This window comes from Streptomyces africanus (assembly GCF_002150735.1).
GTDB classification, from domain to species: Bacteria; Actinomycetota; Actinomycetes; order Streptomycetales; family Streptomycetaceae; genus Streptomyces; species Streptomyces africanus.
In genome coordinates this window covers 18,639-38,696 of the sequence record NZ_MUKA01000200.1, presented here as the reverse complement: position 1 = coordinate 38,696, position 20,058 = coordinate 18,639, and the positions used below count along the sequence as shown (strand labels likewise).

12 protein-coding genes are annotated in these 20,058 nt (G+C 72.4%); 7 read left to right on the top strand and 5 right to left on the bottom strand.

Going from position 1 to position 20,058, the window contains the following annotated elements; all coding sequences use genetic code 11:
* The first annotated feature begins 398 nt into the window (after positions 1 to 398).
* Positions 399 to 1,976, top strand: coding sequence for a phytoene desaturase family protein (locus CCL05_RS23550; protein ID WP_086562473.1), 1,578 nt, complete (start codon positions 399 to 401; stop codon positions 1,974 to 1,976).
* 95 nt (positions 1,977 to 2,071) lie between these two features.
* The gene (locus tag CCL05_RS23545; RefSeq protein ID WP_086562472.1) at positions 2,072 to 2,263 is read left to right on the top strand and encodes a DUF2795 domain-containing protein; all 192 of its coding nucleotides are present in this window, start codon (positions 2,072 to 2,074) and stop codon (positions 2,261 to 2,263) included.
* A gap of 10 nt (positions 2,264 to 2,273) precedes the next feature.
* On the opposite strand, the gene CCL05_RS23540 is transcribed toward CCL05_RS23545, so the two are convergent.
* Positions 2,274 to 4,106, bottom strand: coding sequence for a serine hydrolase domain-containing protein (locus tag CCL05_RS23540; protein WP_425275936.1), 1,833 nt, complete (start codon positions 4,104 to 4,106; stop codon positions 2,274 to 2,276).
* A gap of 62 nt (positions 4,107 to 4,168) precedes the next feature.
* Between CCL05_RS23540 and CCL05_RS23535 the strand changes: the two genes are divergently transcribed.
* Both CCL05_RS23535 and CCL05_RS23530 read left to right on the top strand, forming a co-directional pair.
* On the top strand, positions 4,169 to 5,278 hold the full coding sequence (locus CCL05_RS23535; RefSeq protein WP_086562470.1) for an NAD(P)H-dependent flavin oxidoreductase: 1,110 nt from the start codon (positions 4,169 to 4,171) through the stop codon (positions 5,276 to 5,278).
* On the top strand, positions 5,275 to 6,828 hold the full coding sequence (locus CCL05_RS23530; RefSeq protein ID WP_086562469.1) for an acyl-CoA synthetase: 1,554 nt from the start codon (positions 5,275 to 5,277) through the stop codon (positions 6,826 to 6,828). Before CCL05_RS23535 ends, CCL05_RS23530 begins: the two co-directional genes overlap by 4 nt.
* A gap of 54 nt (positions 6,829 to 6,882) precedes the next feature.
* Here the strand turns inward: CCL05_RS23530 and CCL05_RS23525 are convergent, their stop codons facing one another.
* Entirely contained in the window at positions 6,883 to 9,303 is a 2,421-nt protein-coding gene (locus tag CCL05_RS23525) for a penicillin acylase family protein (RefSeq protein ID WP_086562468.1), read from the bottom strand.
* 155 nt (positions 9,304 to 9,458) lie between these two features.
* On the opposite strand from CCL05_RS23525, the gene CCL05_RS23520 reads away from it, so the two are divergent.
* From CCL05_RS23520 to CCL05_RS23510, 3 genes are all read left to right on the top strand, one after another.
* A complete protein-coding gene (locus tag CCL05_RS23520) occupies positions 9,459 to 10,985 on the top strand; it encodes an acyl-CoA synthetase (protein WP_086562467.1) in 1,527 nt (508 codons plus the stop codon).
* 65 nt (positions 10,986 to 11,050) lie between these two features.
* Positions 11,051 to 11,893, top strand: a complete 843-nt coding sequence (locus tag CCL05_RS23515) for an alpha/beta fold hydrolase (protein ID WP_086562466.1) — start codon at positions 11,051 to 11,053, stop codon at positions 11,891 to 11,893.
* Between the two features lie 61 nt (positions 11,894 to 11,954).
* Positions 11,955 to 12,668, top strand: coding sequence for an alpha/beta fold hydrolase (locus CCL05_RS23510; RefSeq protein WP_086562465.1), 714 nt, complete (start codon positions 11,955 to 11,957; stop codon positions 12,666 to 12,668).
* Here the strand turns inward: CCL05_RS23510 and CCL05_RS23505 are convergent.
* The 3 genes from CCL05_RS23505 to CCL05_RS44890 form a co-directional block, all read right to left on the bottom strand.
* Positions 12,640 to 14,508 carry an alkaline phosphatase family protein gene (locus CCL05_RS23505; protein WP_086562464.1) on the bottom strand — a complete coding sequence of 623 codons (1,869 nt, stop codon included), beginning with the start codon at positions 14,506 to 14,508 and terminating at the stop codon, positions 12,640 to 12,642. The genes CCL05_RS23510 and CCL05_RS23505 overlap by 29 nt on opposite strands.
* 205 nt (positions 14,509 to 14,713) lie before the next feature.
* Positions 14,714 to 19,489, bottom strand: a complete 4,776-nt coding sequence (locus tag CCL05_RS23500; protein ID WP_158102483.1) for an NACHT and WD repeat domain-containing protein — start codon at positions 19,487 to 19,489, stop codon at positions 14,714 to 14,716.
* Complete coding sequence (locus tag CCL05_RS44890) at positions 19,486 to 19,947, bottom strand: effector-associated constant component EACC1 (protein WP_158102482.1); 462 nt, start codon at positions 19,945 to 19,947, stop codon at positions 19,486 to 19,488. The genes CCL05_RS23500 and CCL05_RS44890 overlap by 4 nt, the downstream gene beginning before the upstream one ends.
* Positions 19,948 to 20,058: the final 111 nt, after the last annotated feature.

Below are 20,058 nucleotides of genomic sequence, written 5' to 3'. Positions count from 1 at the left end.
TGACGGAGTGTTGCCGGGGCGGCGGACCTCGGTTGGCGGCTGGGTGGTGATGGGCGCGGTGGCCGGGTGGGGGCGGCGTGCGAGGCCGGGGCGTGACGGGTGTGTGCCGGTGGCGATCGTGGCCGGGCAGGGGAGCGCCTGACCGAGCCTCGGCGCCTGCGCTGGCTCGGAGGCAGTGCTGCCGAGGCGGCGGCTGGGCGCTGTACCGGGGACGGCGTTGCCAGGGCGGCCGGTCTCGGTGATGCGGCTCGTGCCGTGTGCCGGGCGGCCCCTCGCGGGCGGTGCCCGGGGCGGCCCCTCGCGGCAGCGCCCGGCAGCGCGCGTCGGTCCGCCCGTGTCGCGTGCGGCCGGGTGCCGTTCGTCTGGCCGAGCCGGATCACCCCGTGTTACGAAGAACCATGACCGCACCCCTGGGACCCCGCGCACACCGGACGTACGACGCCGTCATCGTCGGCGGCGGCCACAACGGCCTGGTCGCCGCCGCCTACCTGGCCCGGGCCGGCCGTTCCGTGCTCGTGCTGGAGCGGCTGGACCACACCGGCGGCGCGGCCGTGTCCACCCGGCCCTTCGCCGGGGTCGACGCCCGGCTGTCGCGCTACTCGTACCTGGTCAGTCTGCTGCCGAAGAAGATCGTGCGGGACCTCGGCCTGGACTTCCGGGTCCGCACCCGGACCATCTCCTCGTACACGCCCGCCGAACGCGACGGCCGACCCACCGGGCTCCTCGTCGGCGGCGGTGAACGGCGGACCCGGGAGGCGTTCGCCCGGCTCACCGGCTCCGACCGCGAGTACCGCGCCTGGCAGGAGTTCTACGGCATGACCGGCCGCGTCGCCCGGCGGGTCTTCCCGACCCTCACCGAGCCGCTGCCCACCCGCGAGGAACTGCGCCGCCTCCTCGACGACGAGGAGGCCTGGCGGATCCTGTTCGAGGAGCCGATCGGGGTCGCCGTCGAGGAGCGCTTCACGGACGATCTGGTGCGCGGCGTTGTCCTCACCGACGCGCTCATCGGCACCTTCGCCGACGCGCACGACCCGTCACTCAAGCAGAATCGCTGCTTCCTCTACCACGTGATCGGCGGCGGCACCGGCGACTGGGACGTGCCGGTCGGCGGCATGGGCGCCCTCACCGACGCCCTGGCCGATGCGGCACGCGCCGCGGGCGCGGTCCTCGCCACCGGCCACGAGGCGCTGAGCATCGCCACGGACGGCCGCACGGCCGAGGTCACCTACCGCACGGCGGACGGCGACGGCACCGTCGCCGCCCGGCACGTCCTGGTCAACGCCTCACCGCAGACCCTGGCGGAGCTCACCGGCGACACACCCCCGGCTCCCGCCGAGGGCGCCCAGTTGAAGGTGAACATGCTGCTCACGCGGCTGCCGCGGCTGCGCGACAGCGCCGTCGACCCACGCGAGGCGTTCGCCGGCACCTTCCACATCGCCGAGGGCTACGACCAGCTGGCCACCGCCCACGCCCAGGCCGCCGCCGGTGACCTCCCGGCCGCGCCGCCCTCGGAGATCTACTGCCACTCGCTCACCGACCCGACCATCCTCGGCCCGGACCTGGCCGACCAGGGCTTCCAGACGCTCACCCTGTTCGGCCTGCACACCCCGGCCCGCCTGTTCGAGCGGGACAACGACTCCGTCCGCGAGGAACTGCTGAAGTCGACCCTCGCCCAGCTCGACGCCCACCTGGCCGAGCCCCTCGCCGACTGCCTGGCCACCGACGCGGACGGACGGCCCTGCATCGAGGCCCGGACCCCGCTCGACCTGGAGCGGGACCTCGGGCTGCCGGGCGGCAACATCTTCCACCGCGAGCTGAGCTGGCCGCACGCCCAGGACGGCACCGGCCGCTGGGGCGTGGAGACCCGGCACCCGAACGTGCTGCTGTGCGGGGCCGGCGCGGTACGCGGCGGCGGGGTGAGCGGGGTGCCGGGGCACAACGCGGCCATGGCGGTGCTCGAAAGCGGGAGCGACTGAATCACTGCCGCCTCGTGGGGCACTCCGACAGACGAAGGTATCCGTACCACCGATCGCCCCCACGCGGACGGTCGTACCAGCTACGGGAGGCTCTCATGGCCGAGCTCAGCCCGACCGACCTTCAGAAGGCCCTCAAGGGCATGGACTACCCCACGGACAAGCGGCACCTGGTGGAGCGTGCCCGCAACAACCACGCGGACGAGAAGGTCGTCAGGACCCTCGACGGCCTGAAGGAGGACCGCTTCGACGGCCCCAACGAGGTGCAGAAGGCCGTCTTCAACCAGTGACCCGACCCGCTCAGTCGGCCGACGGCGTCCACCCCACCGCTTCGATGCGCGACGCGTCCGCCGGGCGCGCCTCGTCGAAGAGGACGCCGCCGGCCGCGTCCACGCGCAGCCCGTCCACGTAGGCCCCGCGGCCGACGTACAGCCGGTCCGTCGCGTACCGCCACCGCAGGCCGAGCCGGCGCGCGGCGGGGAGGTCGGCGGTGAGCCCGTGCCAGACGCGGCCGGACCAGCCGGTCACCGAGCCGGACGGGTGCGGCCGGGGGTCCTCGCCCCGGCGGGACGTCGTGAAGGGCACCGGCTGCCAGGTCGTGCCGCCGTCGGTCGTGGCCTCCAGGACCAGCACGTCGGCCGTGGGCTCGGTGTCCCACCACAGCGCGCAGCGCAGTCGCGCCCGGCCGGACGACGTGTCGAGCGTGGGCAGGGTGAGTGTCGCGGTGGCGGATACCGCCATGCCGGAGAACCAGGCCCTGCGTCCCCGCACCGGCCGGACCGGCACGGCCCGCGCCAGGTTGTTCGCGGCGGCCACCCGAGGAGCCGACCCGGATCGCCAACTGCGCACCGGATGCACCGAGTTGCCCAGGACGACGAGGAACGAGTCGGTCGTCGGGTCGAGCACCAGCGAGGTGCCCGTGAAGCCGGTGTGCCCGGCGCTGCGCGGCGTGGCCATCGCACCCATGTACCAGTGCTGGTAGAGCTCGAAGCCGAGGCCGTGCTCGTCCCCGGGGAACGCGGTGTTGAAGTCGGTGAACATCAGCTCCACCGACGTGGGCGTCAGGATCCGCGCCCGCCCGTACACGCCGCCGTTGAGCAGCGTACGGCCGAGGACCGCGAGGTCCCAGGCGTCGGAGAACACGCCCGCGTGGCCCGCGACCCCGCCGAGGCTGAAGGCGTTCTCGTCGTGCACCTCGCCCCACACCAGGCCCCGGTCCAGCCCGGACCACGGGGCACGCGCGTCCTCCGTGGCCGCGATCCCCGGCCGCCAGGAGGCGGGCGGGTTGTAGCGGGTGCGGCGCAGACCGAGCGGCGCCGTGATCTCCTCGCGCAGGAGGACGTCGAGGGAACGGTCCGTGATCCGCTCCAGCACGAGCTGGAGCGAGATGAGGTTCAGGTCCGAGTACAGATACGCCGTGCCCGGCGCGCTGACCGGCGCCTCGTTCCAGATGAGCTGGAGCTTCTCCTCGTACGTCGGCGCGCTGTACAGGGGGATCCAGGCGCGGAAGCCCGAGGTGTGCGTGAGGAGCTGACGGATCGTGATGTCCTGCTTGCCCGCGCGCCCGAAGTCCGGCAGGTACGAGGCGACCTTCGCCTCCAGCTCCAGCCCGCCCCGCTCCATCTGCTGCACGGCCAGGATCGACGTGAACAGCTTCGACACCGATGCCAGGTCGAAGACGGTGTCCTCGGCCATGGGGATCTGCTCGCCGGCCGGGAACTCGACGCCGGTGTCGGTCTTCTCGTCGTAGGCCCGGTAGCGCACCGCCATGCCGATGGGCCGGTGCAGGGCGACGGTGCCGCCCCGTCCGGCGAGCAGGACGGCGCCCGCGTACCAGGGGTGCTTGGGGGAGGGGCCGAGAAACGCCTCGGCGTCGGTGACGAGTTGCCGCAGATGGGTGGGGAGCAGCCCGGCGCGTGCGGCCGAGCCGTGCCGCAGCGTGGGACGCCCCGTGACCGGGGCCGCCTCGGCGGGTAAGGGGGCGAGGGCCAGGGCGCCACCCAGGACCAGGGCACGTCTGCGCGTCGGCCCGCCGTTCGTCGTTGCTCTGTCTGCCGTGCCTTCGGTCACCGCGTATCCTCCCGCCGAACCGCCCTGGACGTCCCGGACAGTATGTCCCCGGGCACCGCCCATAAATCTGACGGTGCATCAGAAAACCCCTTCCATCCTCCGGATGACTCCGGCATCCTGCGCCCATGCAGACGGAGCTGAGCCAGAAACTGGGAGTCGAGCACGCCGTCTTCGGCTTCACGCCGTTCCCCGCCGTCGCCGCGGCCATCAGCCGGGCCGGCGGCTTCGGGGTGCTCGGCGCGGTCCGCTACACCGCCCCCGACGAGCTCAAACGCGACCTCGACTGGATCGAGGCGCACAGCGACGGCCGCCCGTACGGACTGGACGTCGTCATGCCGGCCAAGAAGGTCGAGGGCGTCACCGAGGCGGAGGTCGAGGCGATGATCCCCGAGGGGCACCGGCAGTTCGTCCGGGACACCCTCGCCAAACACGGTGTTCCCGAGCTCGCCGAGGGCGAGGCGTCCGGCTGGCGCATCACCGGCTGGATGGAGCAGGTCGCCCGCACCCAGCTCGACGTCGCCTTCGAGTATCCGATCCGGCTCCTCGCCAACGCCCTCGGCTCCCCGCCCGCCGACGTCATCGCCCGCGCCCACGACCAGGACGTCCTCGTCGCCGCCCTCGCTGGCAGCGCCCGGCACGCCCGCAAGCACAGGGATGCCGGGATCGACATCGTCGTCGCGCAGGGCTACGAGGCCGGCGGCCACACCGGCGAGATCGCCTCCATGGTGCTCACCCCCGAGGTCGTCGACGCCGTCGCCCCCCTGCCCGTGCTGGCCGCCGGCGGCATCGGCAGCGGACAGCAGGTGGCGGCCGCACTCACGCTCGGCGCTCAAGGTGTGTGGCTGGGCTCCCTGTGGCTGACCACCACAGAAGCGGACCTCCACTCGCCCGCCCTCACCCGCAAGCTGCTCGCGGCCGGCTCCGGCGACACCGTCCGCTCCCGCGCGCTGACCGGCAAACCCGCACGCCAGCTGCGCACCCAGTGGACCGACGCCTGGGACGACCCGGCCGGGCCCGGGCCGCTGCCCATGCCGTTGCAGGGCCTGCTGGTCGCCGAGGCCGTCTCGCGCATCCAGAAGTACGAGGTCGACCCGCTGCTCGGCACCCCGGTCGGGCAGATCGTCGGCCGGATGACCAGCGAACGCAGCGTCCAGGCCGTCTTCGACGACCTCACCCGCGGCTTCGAACAGGCCGTGGACCGCATCAACCGCATCGCCGGAAGGAGCGGCCAGTGAGCAGCAGCGTTCCCGCGGGCTTCTGGGCCCAGGCCACCGCCGACCCCGACCGCGCGGTCCTGGTCGCCCCCGACAGCGAGGAGTGGACCGCCGGCCGCCTGCACGCCGCCGCCAACCGGCTCGTCCACGGCCTGCGCGCGGCCGGGCTGGAACGCGGTGACACCTTCGCGGTGGTCCTGCCCAACGGCGTCGAGTTCCTCACCGCGTACCTGGCCGCCAGCCAGGCCGGGTTCTACCTCGTCCCCGTCAACCACCACCTGGTCGGACCGGAGATCGCGTGGATCGTCTCCGACTCCGGCGCCAAGGTCCTCCTCGCCCACGCACGCTACGCCGCCGCGGCACGCCACGCCGCCGACGAGGCAGGCCTCCCGGCCACCCACCGGTACGCCGTCGGCCCGGTCGAGGGCTTCCAACCGTACGCCGAACTCCTCGACGGACAGCCCGAGTCGGCGCCCCCCGACCGCACCCTCGGCTGGGTCATGAACTACACCTCCGGCACCACCGGCCGTCCCCGCGGCATCCGCCGCCCGCTGCCCGGCAAACCGCCGGAGGAGGCCTACCTCGGTGGTTTCCTCGGCATCTTCGGCATCCGGCCGTTCGACGACAACGTGCACCTGGTGTGCTCGCCCCTCTATCACACGGCCGTCCTCCAGTTCGCGGGCGCGTCCCTGCACATCGGCCACCGGCTGGTCCTGATGGACAAGTGGACACCCGAGGAGATGCTCCGCCTCATCGACCGCCACCGCTGCACCCACACCCACATGGTCCCCACCCAGTTCCACCGCCTGCTGGCCCTGCCCGACGAGGTGAAGGACCGCTACGACGTCTCCTCCATGCGGCACGCCATCCACGGCGCCGCGCCCTGCCCGGACCACGTGAAACGGGCCATGCTCGACTGGTGGGGCCCCTGCGTGGAGGAGTACTACGCGGCCAGCGAGGGCGGCGGCGCCTTCGCCACCGCCGAGGACTGGCTGAAGAAACCCGGCACCGTCGGCAAGGCCTGGCCCATCAGCGAACTGGCGATCTTCGACGACGACGGCAACCGGCTGCCGCCCGGCGAACTCGGCACCGTCTACATGAAGATGAACACCGGCGGCTTCTCCTACCACAAGGACGAGGCCAAGACCCGCAAGAACCGCATCGGCGACTTCTTCACCGTCGGCGACCTCGGCCACCTCGACGAGGACGGCTACCTCTTCCTGCGCGACCGCAAGATCGACCTGATCATCTCCGGCGGGGTCAACATCTACCCGGCCGAGATCGAGTCGGCCCTGCTCGCCCACCCCGCCGTCGCGGACGCCGCCGTCTTCGGCATCCCGCACGACGACTGGGGCGAGGAGGTCAAGGCCGTCGTCGAACCGGCCCCCGGCCACCGGCCCGGTCCCACCCTCGCGGCCGACCTCCTCGACCACTGCGCGCACCGGCTCGCCGGCTACAAGCGGCCCAGGAGCGTCGACTTCATCACCGAGATGCCCCGCGACCCCAACGGCAAGCTGTACAAGCGCCGCCTGCGGGAGCCGTACTGGGAGGGCCGCACCCGGCCGGTGTGACGCGACCGTAACAGGGGTGCCCCTCCCACCGGAGCGGCACCCCCTCAGCCACGGTCAGCGGCGCTCGTGCACCCGGACGACGTTCAGCTCCGGCGAGGCCAGGATGTCCTTCTCGCAGAAGCGCGACGTCACCCACTTCTCCCCGGCGTACAGCCGGGTCTGGTCGGCGTGGTGGGGCGACTTGGGGTTCGACGACTGGGAGTACGTCAACAGGGTGCGGGCCACCGGGCAGCGGCCGCCGTCCCAGCCCACCGCCTGGATGTGGCTGCTGCCGAACGGCACCTCCGTGTAGCCGCCCTGGGCCGCGTTCCACGTCGGTTCGAGCACGTTCCACACGCCGAGCCTGCCCGAGCCGCCGGGCATCGGAAGGCGCTCACCGCCACGGACGACGAACTGGTGCGCGCCGAGCGGCGCGTCGAGCGCGATGCCCGCCGCGCGCAGTTCCGCCACCGCGTCGGCGAGGGCGACGGCGAAGCCGGGCGCGTCCGTGTTCAGCGTGTTCGGCGTACGCACCGGGTCCGCCGCCGAGAACGGCACCTTCCACAACTCGGCCGCAGGCACCGCCTGTTCCAGCTTCCGCCAGAAACGGTCGAACAGCAGCGCGCCCCGGCTCCCGGTGTCCATGGTGCGGTCCCACGCCGTCAGCACCCCACAGGCCTCCGACACGTCGACGGCCTTGCCGTCACTGCCCGTGGCCGTGCCGCCCGGCAACGCGGCACACGCCCGGGCCACGTCCGTCGCGGCGAGATCACCCGCGGGCACCCGGTTGGCGAGCTGCTGCCGTTGCAGGTCGCGCACGGTCAGCCGGCCCCGGCCCGCCATCGCCGCCACGTCCTCGATCGCGCCGCGCGTGCGCAGCCCGAGCTGTGTGCCCACCGTGCCGAAGACCCGCTCGTATCCGGTGATCGGCCGGTCCGCGTTGGTCATCCACGCGGTGCCGTTGGAGTTCTCCGCGTACGGCGCGTCCTTGAGCGTCGGCATCCGCGCCGGGCCGAAGATGCCCGGCGCGACCGCGTCGGGATCGCTGCCGAGAGCGCAGTCGCCGCGCGAGCCGTCGAGGATCGCGATACCGGACGCCGGGTACGTGGTCCGGCCCAGCGCCGTCGAACAGCGCTCCGCCAACGCGTCGGTGATACGCGGAAGGACCTGGGACTGGGTGAAGAGGGAATGCCCCGCGCGGTCGGCGGCGATCGTGTTCACCCAGGGGAGGCCCTGGTGCCGGGCGAGGGACGCGAGGACGTCGTCCGTGCTGCGCGCCTTGCCGAAGCCGAGCGAGGTGTCGGCGAAGCGGAGGTTCGCGGCGTTCGGGTCGTGCAGGGCGTACGCCGTCGTGCTCGTCCACGGCAACGGGACCTGAGAGCTGAGGGAGGTGACGACCGGGCCGTAGCGGGTCCACCACTGGGTGCGTGTCACCGGCGCGCCGTCCTTCACCGCGACCGTCACGGTCCGCTTCCTCATCCGCTCCGGCTCGCCGTCCACGAGGTACGTCGTGGGATCGGCCGGATCCAGCGTCAGCTGGTGGACGTTGGCCGGGACACCGGTCGCTACGGTGTGGCTCCACGCCACATGTGCGTTGAAGCCGATGGAGACCGCCGGGATGCCGAGCAGAGAGCCACCCGAGACGTTCAGCTCGCCGGGGATCGTCTGCTGCGACTGCCAGAACCGTCGCCCGCCCTGCCACGGGTAGTGCGGATTGCCCAGCAGCAGACCGCTGCCGTTCGCGGTGGTGTCACCGCGGAAGGCGACCGCGTTGGAGCCCATGCCGGGGTCGCCCCACAGCTCGTCGGCCGCCTTCGCCACGGCCTTCGCGTCCGGAGTGCGGGAGGACGGGGCGGGGGTGCCGGTCCCGGTCGGTGGCTGGGCGGCCGTGATCGTGTCCACGAAGCGCCCCTCGCCGGAGATCGAGGCGAGGGCGAGTCCGCGGGCGGCCACATCCAGCTCGGTGACCGGACGGACCCAGGCGGCGCCCGCACAGGCGGGATCCGTGATCTTCTTCTGCTTCAGCCAGGCGTTGTACCCGGCCGCCCAGCCGCGCATCAGGTCCCGGACCTCACGGCTCGGGCCCACGGGGGCGGGCTCTGCGAGCAGCTTCTTCACCGTACGGGCCTCGCGGACCCCGCGGAAGTACAGATCACTGGCGAGATTCGTCCTGGCCCCGGAGAGGGAGCCGTCGGCGGCCGTGCCGGCGCCGAAGTGCCGGGAGCGCTCGCCCCGCAGTGTCACGAACCCGTCGGCGAGCGTGCAGACCTCGTCGGCGGCCTGGGCCCAGCCCGTACCGAAGCCCAGGTCGGCGTAGTTCTTCGCCTGGATGTGCGGGATGCCGTACTCGGTGTAGCGGATGACGGCGGACAGGCCGTCGCGGGACGGGTGCGGCTCCGCCCGTCCCGGGCCAGGGGCGGCGGCCGCGGGTAACGCGGACGCGGCCGTGAACAGGGCCGTGGCCCCGAGAACGAGTCGTCTCAGGCGGCTGCGCATCGTGCCCTCCAACATCTGTGAGGGAGAGGAGACTTGAAGGTACGGATGTGCCGCGTGCGCACATCAGTACCATCACCTCGGACGCCTTCGGCCGCGGCAGGGTTGAGCCGGTCGGTCCTTGACCTCGCCCGGCGCTGAACCGAGGATCAGGTGTCATGACGACGCCCGGACACGGCAGCACGGTCGACGGAGTCCTGCGACGCAGCGCCCGGCGCACCCCGGCGCGCGTCGCGCTGGAGTACGGCGACCGCACCTGGACGTACGACGAACTGGACACCGCCGTCTCCCGCGCGGCGAGCGTCCTCCTCGGCCAGGGGCTGTCCCCGGGCGACCGGGTGGGCGCGTACGGCCACAACTCCGACGCCTACCTGATCGCCTTCCTGGCCTGCGCCCGCGCGGGCCTGGTGCACGTCCCCGTCAACCAGAACCTGACCGGCGACGACCTGGCCTACATCGTCGGCCAGTCCGGCAGCTCCCTGGTCCTCGCCGACCCGGACCTCTCCGCGCGACTTCCCGATGGCGTGCGGACGTTGCCCCTGCGCGACGCCGACGACTCACTCCTCGCCCGGCTCGCCGGGGCGCCCCCGTACGACGGCCCCGAGCCGCGCACCGAGGACCTGGTGCAACTGCTGTACACATCCGGGACGACCGCCCTGCCCAAGGGCGCGATGATGACGCACCGGGCCCTGGTGCACGAGTACCTGAGCGCGATCACCGCCCTCGACCTCAGCGCGGGCGACCGTCCCGTGCACGCGCTGCCCCTCTACCACTCGGCGCAGATGCACGTCTTCCTGCTGCCCTACCTCGCGGTCGGCGCGACGAACATCATCCTCGACGCGCCCGACGGCGACCGGCTCTTCGACCTGGTCGAAGCGGGCCGCGTGGACAGCCTGTTCGCCCCGCCCACCGTCTGGATCGCGCTGTCCAACCGCCCCGACTTCGCGATCCGCGACCTGAGCGGCCTGCGCAAGGCGTACTACGGGGCGTCGATCATGCCGGTCCCCGTACTGGAACGGCTGCGCGAACGCCTGCCGGAACTGGCCTTCTACAACTGTTTCGGACAGAGCGAGATCGGCCCCCTGGCCACCGTCCTCGCGCCCGACGAACACAAGGGGCGCATGGACTCCTGCGGACGCCCGGTGCTGTTCGTCGACGCGCGGGTCGTCGACGAGGACGGCAAGGACGTGCCGGACGGCACCCCCGGCGAGATCGTCTACCGCTCTCCGCAACTGTGCGAGGGCTACTGGGACAAGCCCGAGGAGACCGCCGAGGCCTTCCGCGACGGCTGGTTCCGCTCCGGCGACCTCGCCGTACGGGACGCGCACGGTTACTTCACGATCGTCGACCGGGTGAAGGACGTCATCAACTCCGGTGGTGTACTGGTCGCTTCACGCCAGGTCGAGGACGCCCTCTACACCCATCCCCAGGTCGCCGAGGCCGCGGTCGTGGGCCTGCCCGACGAACGCTGGATCGAGGCCGTCACGGCCGTCGTCGTTCCCCGCGGCGAGGTCACCGAGGCGGAACTCATCGCCCACACCCGCGAGAAGCTCACCCCCTTCAAGGCCCCGAAGCGGGTGGTGTTCACGGAGAGCCTCCCGCGCAACGCCAGCGGGAAGATCCTCAAGCGGGAGCTCAGGAAGAGCCTCGGAGACGAGCCGGGACCCGCGGCCTCGGACGGCTGACGCCGCGCGGCCCGTTCGGTGAAACCCGTTGTGCCGAAGAGCGTGAGGGCGTGAGGATCGACGCCATGCCGATCTTCACAGCCCCGGACGGAACCCGGCTCGCCTGTCACGTACACGGTACGGGCGAGCCGCTGGTCGTGCTGCCCGGCGGACCCATGCGCGCGTCCGCCTACCTCGGGAACCTGGGCGGACTCGACGCCCACCGGCAGCTGGTCTTCCTCGACCTGCGCGGCACGGGGGAGTCCGAGGCACCGGCGGATCCGGCCACGTACCGCTGCGACCGGCTCGTGGACGACGTCGAGGCGCTGCGCCGCCACCTGGGCCTGGAGCGGATGGACGTGCTCGCGCACTCGGCGGGCGGCAGTCTCGCCATGCTGTACGCGGCCCGGTATCCGGACCGGCTGGGACGGCTGGCGCTCATCACCGCCACCCCGTGGGCCCTGGGCCTGCCGGCGACGGCCGAGGACCGGCTGGCGGCGGCGCGGCTGCGCACGTCGGAACCCTGGTTCGCCGAGGCGTTCGGGGCGTTCGAGGCCTGGCTGTCCGGCACGGGTGGCTTCGACCCCGTGTTCGTCCCGTTCTTCTACGGCCGTTGGGACGACGCCGCCCGGGCCCACGCCGAGCGCGAGGAGGACGAGACCAATGACGACGCGGCCGACCGCTACGGGGCGGACGGCGCCTACGACCCGGACGCGACGCGGGCCGCGCTCGCCCGCGTCACCGCCCCCGTGCTCGTCCTCGCCGGTGAGGTGGACGGCGGTCCGCGCCCCGCCCTGGCCCGTCGCGCCGCCGACGTCTTCCCGGCGGCCGAGTTCGTGGTGCAGCCGGGCGGGGGACACTACCCGTGGCTGGACGACCCGGAGTGGTTCGTGCGACGCGTCGCAGACTTCTTCCGCGCACAGGACTGAGATCCTCTGCTGTCCGCAGAGCGGGCCCGGTCCGAGGCCCTCACCCCGCTACCGTGCCCGCATGGAAACCGAACCGCGCACCGTACGGGCGAACGGCATCACCCAGGCCTACCGCGTCTGGGGGCCGGACGACGCGCCGCCCGTCGTGCTCCTGCACGCCCGCGGGGCCGACGGCGCCGACTGGACGGAGATCGCCCCCGCGCTGGCCACCGGGCCCCGCCGGGTGTACGCCCCCGACCTGCGCGGGCACGGCCGCAGTGACTGGCCCGGCGGATACGCCTACGAGGCCATGCGCGACGACGTGCTCGCCTTCCTCGGCGCGCTCGGCATCGCCCGCGCCGACGTCGTGGGCCACTCGCTCGGCGGCGCCGTCGCCTGCCTGCTCGCCCAGCACAGCCCGCGGCTCGTACAGCGGCTCGTCCTGGAGGACGTACCCGCGCCGATTCCGCTGGATCCGCCGCGCCCGCCCGCCGAACATCCGGGCGGGGACCTGCCGTACGACTGGGCGATGATCCTCGCCACCGACGCACAGCGCAACGCCCCGAATCCCGTGTGGTGGGACCACATGGGGCGGATCACCATGCCCACGCTGCTCATCGGTGGCGGACCGACGAGCCTGATCCCCCAGGAGCAGCTCGACGCCCTCGCCGAGCTGCTTCCCGATGCCCGGCGCGTCACCATCGACGCCGGGCATCTCGTGCACGAGGCACGGCCCGAGGAGTTCCTCGCGGCCGTGGCGGAGTTCCTCAGCCCTGCGGACCGTACGCCGTCATGAAACGGTCGCGGAACGTGTCCATGCCCCACCGGGGGGCGCCCGGGGCCGGCTTGAGGCCGTCGGTCCAGCCCCAGTCGGCGACCCGGTCCAGGACCTTCTTGTCGTGGGCGACGATCGTGACCGGCACGTCCTTGCCGGTGTCCCCGGCGGTGACCGTCGGCACCGGCTGGTGGTCGCCGAGGAAGACCAGCACCGTGTCGTCGTCGCCGTAGCGCTCGACCCACTCGGTCAGGCTGCGGATCGAGTACTCGATGGCCTTGCGGTACTCGGCGCGCACCTTCTCCGGGTCCTTCCAGACCTCCGTGGGGTTGGTGCCCTCCTTCTTGATCCGGTGGAACACCGAACCGTCGCCGAGGTCGTCCCAGTCGATCATGTGGGCGATGGGGGACCAGGGGTTGTGGCTGGAGGCCAGGATGATCTCCGCCATGATCGGCTCACGGTCCTTCTTGCCGTGCTCCAGGCGCTGGAACGCCTCCATGCTGAACTGGTCGGGCACGGGCGTCCAGCTGAAGTACGGGCCCTGGTAGCCGAGGTGCTCGGAGTCGTAGATGTGGTCCAGGCCGAAGTACTTCCCCTCCGGCCAGGCGCGCCGCACGCCCGGCACGATGCCGACGGTCCGCCAGGCGCCCGTCTTCCCGAAGTACTTGGTCAGCGTCATGCGGTCGCTGGTGGTCAGGCTGCGGTACCGCTGCTGGTTCTTGATCCACAGACCCGACAGGAAGGTCGAGTGGGCGAGCCAGCTGCCCGCGCCCGTCACCGGCGACTGCAACCAGCCGCTGCGCGATTCGAACCCGGCGGCCTTCAGCCGGCCGGTGCCCTCCTTCAGCACGGCGTCGGTCTGCTTCGCCATCGCCGGGTCGTCGATCGCGACGCGGCCGTAGCTCTCGATGAAGGTGAACAGGACGTCCTTGCCGCGCAGGCCGGTGAGCAACTGGTCCGGCGGCGACTTCGCGAAGGCGTCCACGGCGGCCTGCTTCTGGAAGACCCGCGCGTCCTTCAGACCCGCGCGCACCTGGTCCACGCGGTTGCCGAGGAACTCCGCGTTGCCCTTGGTGGCGATCGGCACGGTGCCGACCTGCACGCCCAGGGTCATACAAGTGATCCACGCCGTACCGAGGATCAGTGTCGTCCGGGCGGCGACGGGACGGTGCCGGACCATCAGGTTCGTCAGCCGCACCACGGCGAGCGTCGTGAGGACCAGCACCGCGACGAGCAGCACGATCACCCCGGTCACGGCCAGCACCTCGCCGGTACGGCCGAACGTCTCCCTCAGGAATTCCGTGCCGTTCTCGATCAGGATCCAGTCCAGGACCAGATCGAAGGGCCGGGCCAGCACCTGGTAGAAGCCCATGTCGACGCACTTCAGCACCGTGACCAGCCCGAGGAACACGCCGGAGACGACCGCCATGATCCGCCGGGGCCGCGGCGGCAGCGCGAGCAGCAGACCCGCGAGCAGTACGCCCTCGGCGGGGATGCGGAGGAACGAGGCGAACTCGATCCGCTCGATCCGGTTCGGCAGCAGCAGCGCGACGACCACGAGCACACCGGCCAGCACGGTCGTGCCGACGCTCAGGGCGCGTGACGCGCGTGGATTCCTAGCCCGCCATACGCGCCATACGCGCCATACGCGCCATTCGCGCCGAGGGGCGTGTTCCTGGGTGGGGGCCGGTGCGGCCACATCCGTATCCGCGTCGCCGCCGTCCCGGGGCTCCGTCTCGGCTGACGCGGCTTCCGTCCCGACGGCCGCGGGCTCGGTGCCGTCGTCCGCCGGGTCGGCAGCGGCGGTGTCGACTTCCGTGTCGGTGTCGGGCAGGTGGCGAGACGGCGTGTGGTGCGACACGCGGAGGTTCCTTCCGTACATGGCCAGGTCCGGCGCGGCGGACCTGGTTCGTAAGGCCAGGTCCGTCATGGTCCGTACGGCCGCCCGTCACCGCCTGTTCAACGAGGAAGGTCAACCGCGCGCAAAGAGTACGCCGGGAGCCAGAAAGGTCAGAACGTTCCGGCGGTGCGGCGCAGTTCCCTCCGCGTCGGCCGTGGCTGCCGGCTCAGCCGCACGGGTCGTGGTACTGGAGGTCGGGGAAGGCCTTCGTCCAGACACCGCGCGGGACGGTGCCGGGCCGCACCGCGCAGAGCAGTCCCGCCAGCCGGTCGGGATCCGTGGGCAGCAGGACGAGTTGGCCGCCGAGCCCGGCGGTGAGGCCGGGGCCGGTGGAGAGGACGAGGTCGTCTCCGTTCGGGCCGACCTGTCGCACGGAGAAGCCGCCGATTCCCTCCGTGACGGCGGGGACGTCGTAGATCAGCTCGAAGCCGCCGGTGTGCGGGGTGTCCGACGACGCGTCGGCCGTGAAGGCCCAGACGGCGAGATCACGGGCGCCGGTCTCCTCCTGCCAGGCGGCGACCACCCCGCCCTGCCGCGAGTCACCCGCCATGACGCCCTCCATGAGGAAGTGTGAGCCGGGCAGGCCGACCGGCGGGTCCTCGCTGCCGCTGGTCGCGGGCCCGTCGAGGTCCCACACGCGGGGCTGCCCGATCTTGGCGGGCAGTGTCACCACGAAGCGGTGGTCCAGGACGGCGAAGGTGACAGTGGTCCGCTGACGGTCGACGGTCACGTCGTCCGTGAGCTTGTGGGCCGTCGCCGACGGCGACAGCCGGTAGACCGCCAGACGTTCGTCGGCCCTGAGGCCCTTTGCCGGCTTCACCAGCAGCAAGGCCTGCTGCTTCCCCTCCTGCGGCACGGCACCATAGGCGGAGCCCGGCACCTTCTGCCCCCGGCGGGGGCTTCCCGGCCGGTCGATGTTCCACAACTGCGTGCTTTCGTCGGACAGGACCGCGAGGACGTCCGGCGCGGTGAACACCGGCGTGAGGGTGCCCTCGGTGTCCACCGGCACCGATCCGGTGCGACGCGGCCGGTCGGGGCGGCTGACGTCCCAGATGACCAAAGGGCCGTCCTCACCGGTCTGGAGAGCCAGGCGGCCGCCGTCCGCTGAGACGGCGGTGGGACCGTCCGTTCCCGTGAAGACGTGCAGGAGTTCGGGCCGGCCGCCGGACACGTCCCACAGGCCGGTCCGCCGGCCGTCCAGATCTCGGGACAGGAAGAGCCTCCCGCCCGGCAGGAAGGCGACGGACCGCCACGGCGCGGGCAACGTGCCCACCTTCCGGGGTGTCGTCCCGGTCAGCCGCCAGATGGTGCTGGGTTTCGGATCGTCGTCGTCGGTGGCGAAAAGCCGATGTTCCGGTGCGAAGGCGTTGCCAGGGTTGAGACGTCCTCCGCTGGTGTAGGCCCCGTCCACACTGTGCGGAGGCGGGCTCCACAGATGGACCCCGCCCTTCTCGTCACCGGTTACCACGCCCCGCCCGTCCGGCCGGTAGGCCACGGCGGCCAGTGGCACACTGCCGGGCAGCACTTCGCCCCTGTAGAAGCGATCCGATGCCCAGGCGCCGACGCTGGCGAGGTTCTGGTACAACCACGCGTTGCCGTCCGTGGAGCCGGCCGCGACGAGGTGGCGGCCGTCCGGGGAACGGGCGATCTGCCAGTAGAGGCCGTCAGCGGCATTGCCGTCGCCACTGAGTCCCTCAGGTGTCTTCACCTGATCCGGGTCGGACACGTCGAGCGTCACGATGCCGCGGCTGGGCAGGGCGGTGGTCAGCGACCGGCCGTCGGCACTGAAGACCGCCGCGGTGGCCGATCTCCGCAGTGTTGTGCGCAGCCGGGGCCTGGTGGGATCGGCGGTGTCCCAGAGCTGGACCCGGTCCCGTCCCCCGGGCTTGGTGGCCGCGGCCGTGACGGCGAGCAGCTTCCCGTCGGGCCGCCACGCGACCGTTATCAGGTCGCGGGAGTCGTCGGACATCCGCACCGAATGCGGAACCGGAGACGCCGGATTCCGCAGGTCCCACAGCACCATGCGGCCCCGGGGCAGCGGAACGGCCAGTGTCGTGCCGTCCGCGCTGAGAGCGGGCCGGTACGGCCGGTCGAGACCCTCGGTGGTCGCGCGGGCCGTGCGACGAGGGCGGTCGACATGACGAAGGTCGTAGACCTGGAGCTCCTTGACGGTCTGGACGTACAGGTGGCGGCCGTCGGGCGCCCAGAAGACGGACGAGTTCGCACCGATGCGGATCACCGGGCCAGGACGAGGACGGTACGGGTCGCCGGTGTGCCACAGCCGCACCGTGCCGTCCCGGCCGGAGCCGGCCAGCACCGCGCCGTCCGGGCGGTAGGCGACGGAGAAGACACCCTTGGTGTGTCCCGCGAGCCTCGTGTGGACGGGGGCCAGGGCGGAGCGCACCAGACTGGCTTTCGCCTCCTCGGTGGGCGAGGTCCGGTACGCGGTCAGGCTCAGGTCGAGCGCGGCCGCCGGGTCCTGGGCGCGGAGCACGTCGGCCTGGGCCGCGATTCGCTCGGAGGCCAGGACGGCGGCCTGTTCCCGGGACTTGGCGCGTTCCGTGTAGGCGAGTGTCCCGACGACGGTGAGGAGGAGGGCGAGAGCGAGGACGCCGCCGGTCAGCAGGGCGCGGGTGAGTTTGCGCCGGCGGTCGGCCCGCAGGCTGCTGTGCAGGAACTCCCGTTCAAGGGCGGTGAGGACAGGGGGTGCGTCGCCGCCGGTGTCCTCGTCCGTGGTGACAGCCTCCGACGCGGGCGGATTCGGGGGGACTTCGGGCGGCGTCCGGCGGGCGGGCAGATGCTTCGCGGTGTCCGGCCCGTCGCCCGGCCCGGCCCAGGCGCGGACCGCGGACAGGCGGTTGCCGGTGTACAGGTAGTCCCGGTGGCGGTGGCCGGCGTCCCAGGCGTGGGCGGCCTCGGTCAGTTGCTGCCGGGCGAGCAGGCGGGCGCGGGCGCCCAGGATCCAGGTGCGCAGGTCGGTCCAGGCGTACAGCAGTGCCTCGTGGGCGATGCGCAAGCCGTCCCGGTCCAGCGTGATGAGGCTCTTCTCCCGGAGCAACTCGCAGACGACCCGGAGACGTTCCCGCTCGTCAGGGCCGTGTGCCGCCAGCACGTCCTCGAAGGTGACGCGCCGCGCGACGGGTTCGCCGGTGGGAGTGAGGTGCACGAGGCTGAGCAGCAGCGTCCGCAGCGATCGGCGTTCGGCCGGGGTGAGGCTGTCGTGCAGGGTCCTGCACGACTCCGTGACCGCGTTCCAGATGCCGCCCGTGGCCTGGTAGCCGGCCAGAGTCATCCTGGCGCCCGAACGGTTCACCCAGGTCCGCTGCAGAGCATGCGCCAGGAGCGGCAGTGCGGCGGCCGGCCGCTCCTCGACGGGTGTGTCCCCGTCCGGTCGTCGCAGGTCCGACAGGATGCGGTCGACCAGTCCGGGCTCCAGGTCCAGTCCGCTCCGCTCGGCGGGACCCTCGATGGCGTCCCTGAGCGCTTGGCCGTCCAGAGGGGCACAGTGCACCGGAGAGGTGGAGGAGAGGGCGGCGCGCAGTCCGGGGTCGGCGAGGCATTCGCCGTAGAAGTCGGCTCTGACGGCGAGCACGATCCGGGGACGGGCGTCGTACGGCCCGGACCGATCACCGTCGGCGCTGCCGGACACCAGACGGAGGAAGGCCGTCCGCTCGGCTTTCGCCGCAGTGGTGAAGACCTCTTCGAACTGGTCGATCACCAGCACTCGAGGGACGGCGGCCGCGGGGCGACGGGCCTGCTCGTGGTCGCCCCGCGCGTTCGCCGGCGGGGCGGGGAAGCGCCCGGCGGCCAGCTCCGCCAGCACCGTGTCCGGCCGCAGTCCGGTCGCCTCGGCCCATTGGCTCGCCAACGACTGCAGCGGGGTCTTGCCGGGCGACAACATCCGTAAGACGGGCCAGGTGCGTGTCCGTCCCCTCGCGTGGTGATGGTCCAGCCGGGCGAGCAGCCCGGCCCCGAGGAGGGAGGACTTGCCCGAGCCGGAGGCTCCTATGACGATGACGGGCCGGCGCTCCGCGGCCGGCGCCTCGACCGCTTCGCTCAGTTGGTCCAGTTCACGGTCCCGGCCGAAGAACCAGGTGCTCTCCTTCGGCCCGAGCGGCCTCATGCCGAAGTAGGGGCACGGCAGCGGGGCCGGCGGGTCGGCGGCGGGCGGACCGGGGAACCGGTAGGCACGGTTGGGCGCGATGACGAGTCCGCCGAGGGTTCCCTCGCTGGACACGTGGGGGCGGGTGGTGTCGTCCGACTTCTCTTCGATGCCGCGGTGGAGCCGTTCCAGGGTGAGCATCGGCGGCCCGGCCGGGTCGCCGTCACGCAGCAGGCTGATGAGCTTGCCGCCGAAGAGCGTGTGCCGTTGCCCCTTAGGAGCGAAGGACGGGGCGTAGGACGACGCCGAGGCGAGGAGGAAGCTGCCGGACGGGCGGACCTGGACGTAGGGACCGACGGCGCCCGAGCCGTGCGGCACCTGGGAGATGCCGGAGAAGCAGCAGTCCAGGATGACGACACTACCGAACGGTGCCTCCTCCAGCAGGCCCTTGACGGTCTCGTACGGGACTGCCGCGGCGACTCGCTGGGCGTCCATGGACCAATGGGTCGCGAGGTACAGCTTGTTGCCCGGTCCCAGCAGCCCGTGCCCGACGTGACAGAAGAGCACGACGCCGTCGGCCTCTTCGCATGCCTGGGTGACTGCCTCGACGACGGCCTCCGGGCCGGCGTCGGAGGGCACCCGCAGGACATGGTCCGGGGGCATCCCGCAGAGTTCGTGGAGCAGTTGCGCCAGGTCGTCGAGGGTGGTGTCGACCCCGGGCAGGTCGGCCAGGCGCGAGCCGTTCCGGTGACGCCCGGTGCCGATGAGCACGGCGCGGGCGCCGGCGAGGGAGAGCCCGGATCCGGCCGGGTCCGGATGCACCTGTCCCGGGGCCGTCACAGGGCGGGTGTCCCGCCGTCCGGGCCCGTGCCCGGCGGGCGGATGGGGTCGGTCGGGGCGGTGGCCGACCGGTGCGCCGGGTCGGGCGCCGGATCCAACTGGGCGGCGAGTTGGCTGACGAGCGCCTCCACCTGTAGGGGGTCCATCGAGCGCACCTGGGTGGACGTCACGCTGATCTGTGTTCCGTCGGGCCGGGTCAGGGTCACCGACTGGTCGCCCTTCCGGCTCTGCACCCAGGCGATGACGGCGCCGGCCAGCACGCTCGCCACACCGCCCGGGGCCAGCAGCGCGAGCAGGGCGTCCGCGGCGAGCCCCATGGTGCCCGGGGGCGGCGGCGCGGAGGCGTCCGCCCGTGTCACGCGGCCGCGCAGGCGGGGTTGTGCGGTGAGCCACCGCCGCAGGTCGTGCACGTCCGCGGTGCTTGTCGTCTCTACGGTGACGTGGATCTCCACTGCCATTCCCCACCCGGAGCAAGTGCCAACGTGTCACAAGATGATAAGCGCGGCACGATTTCCTGCAGTGAACCACCGGCGAGGTGGCATCCGGGAGTTGCCCGCCTTCACCACAGG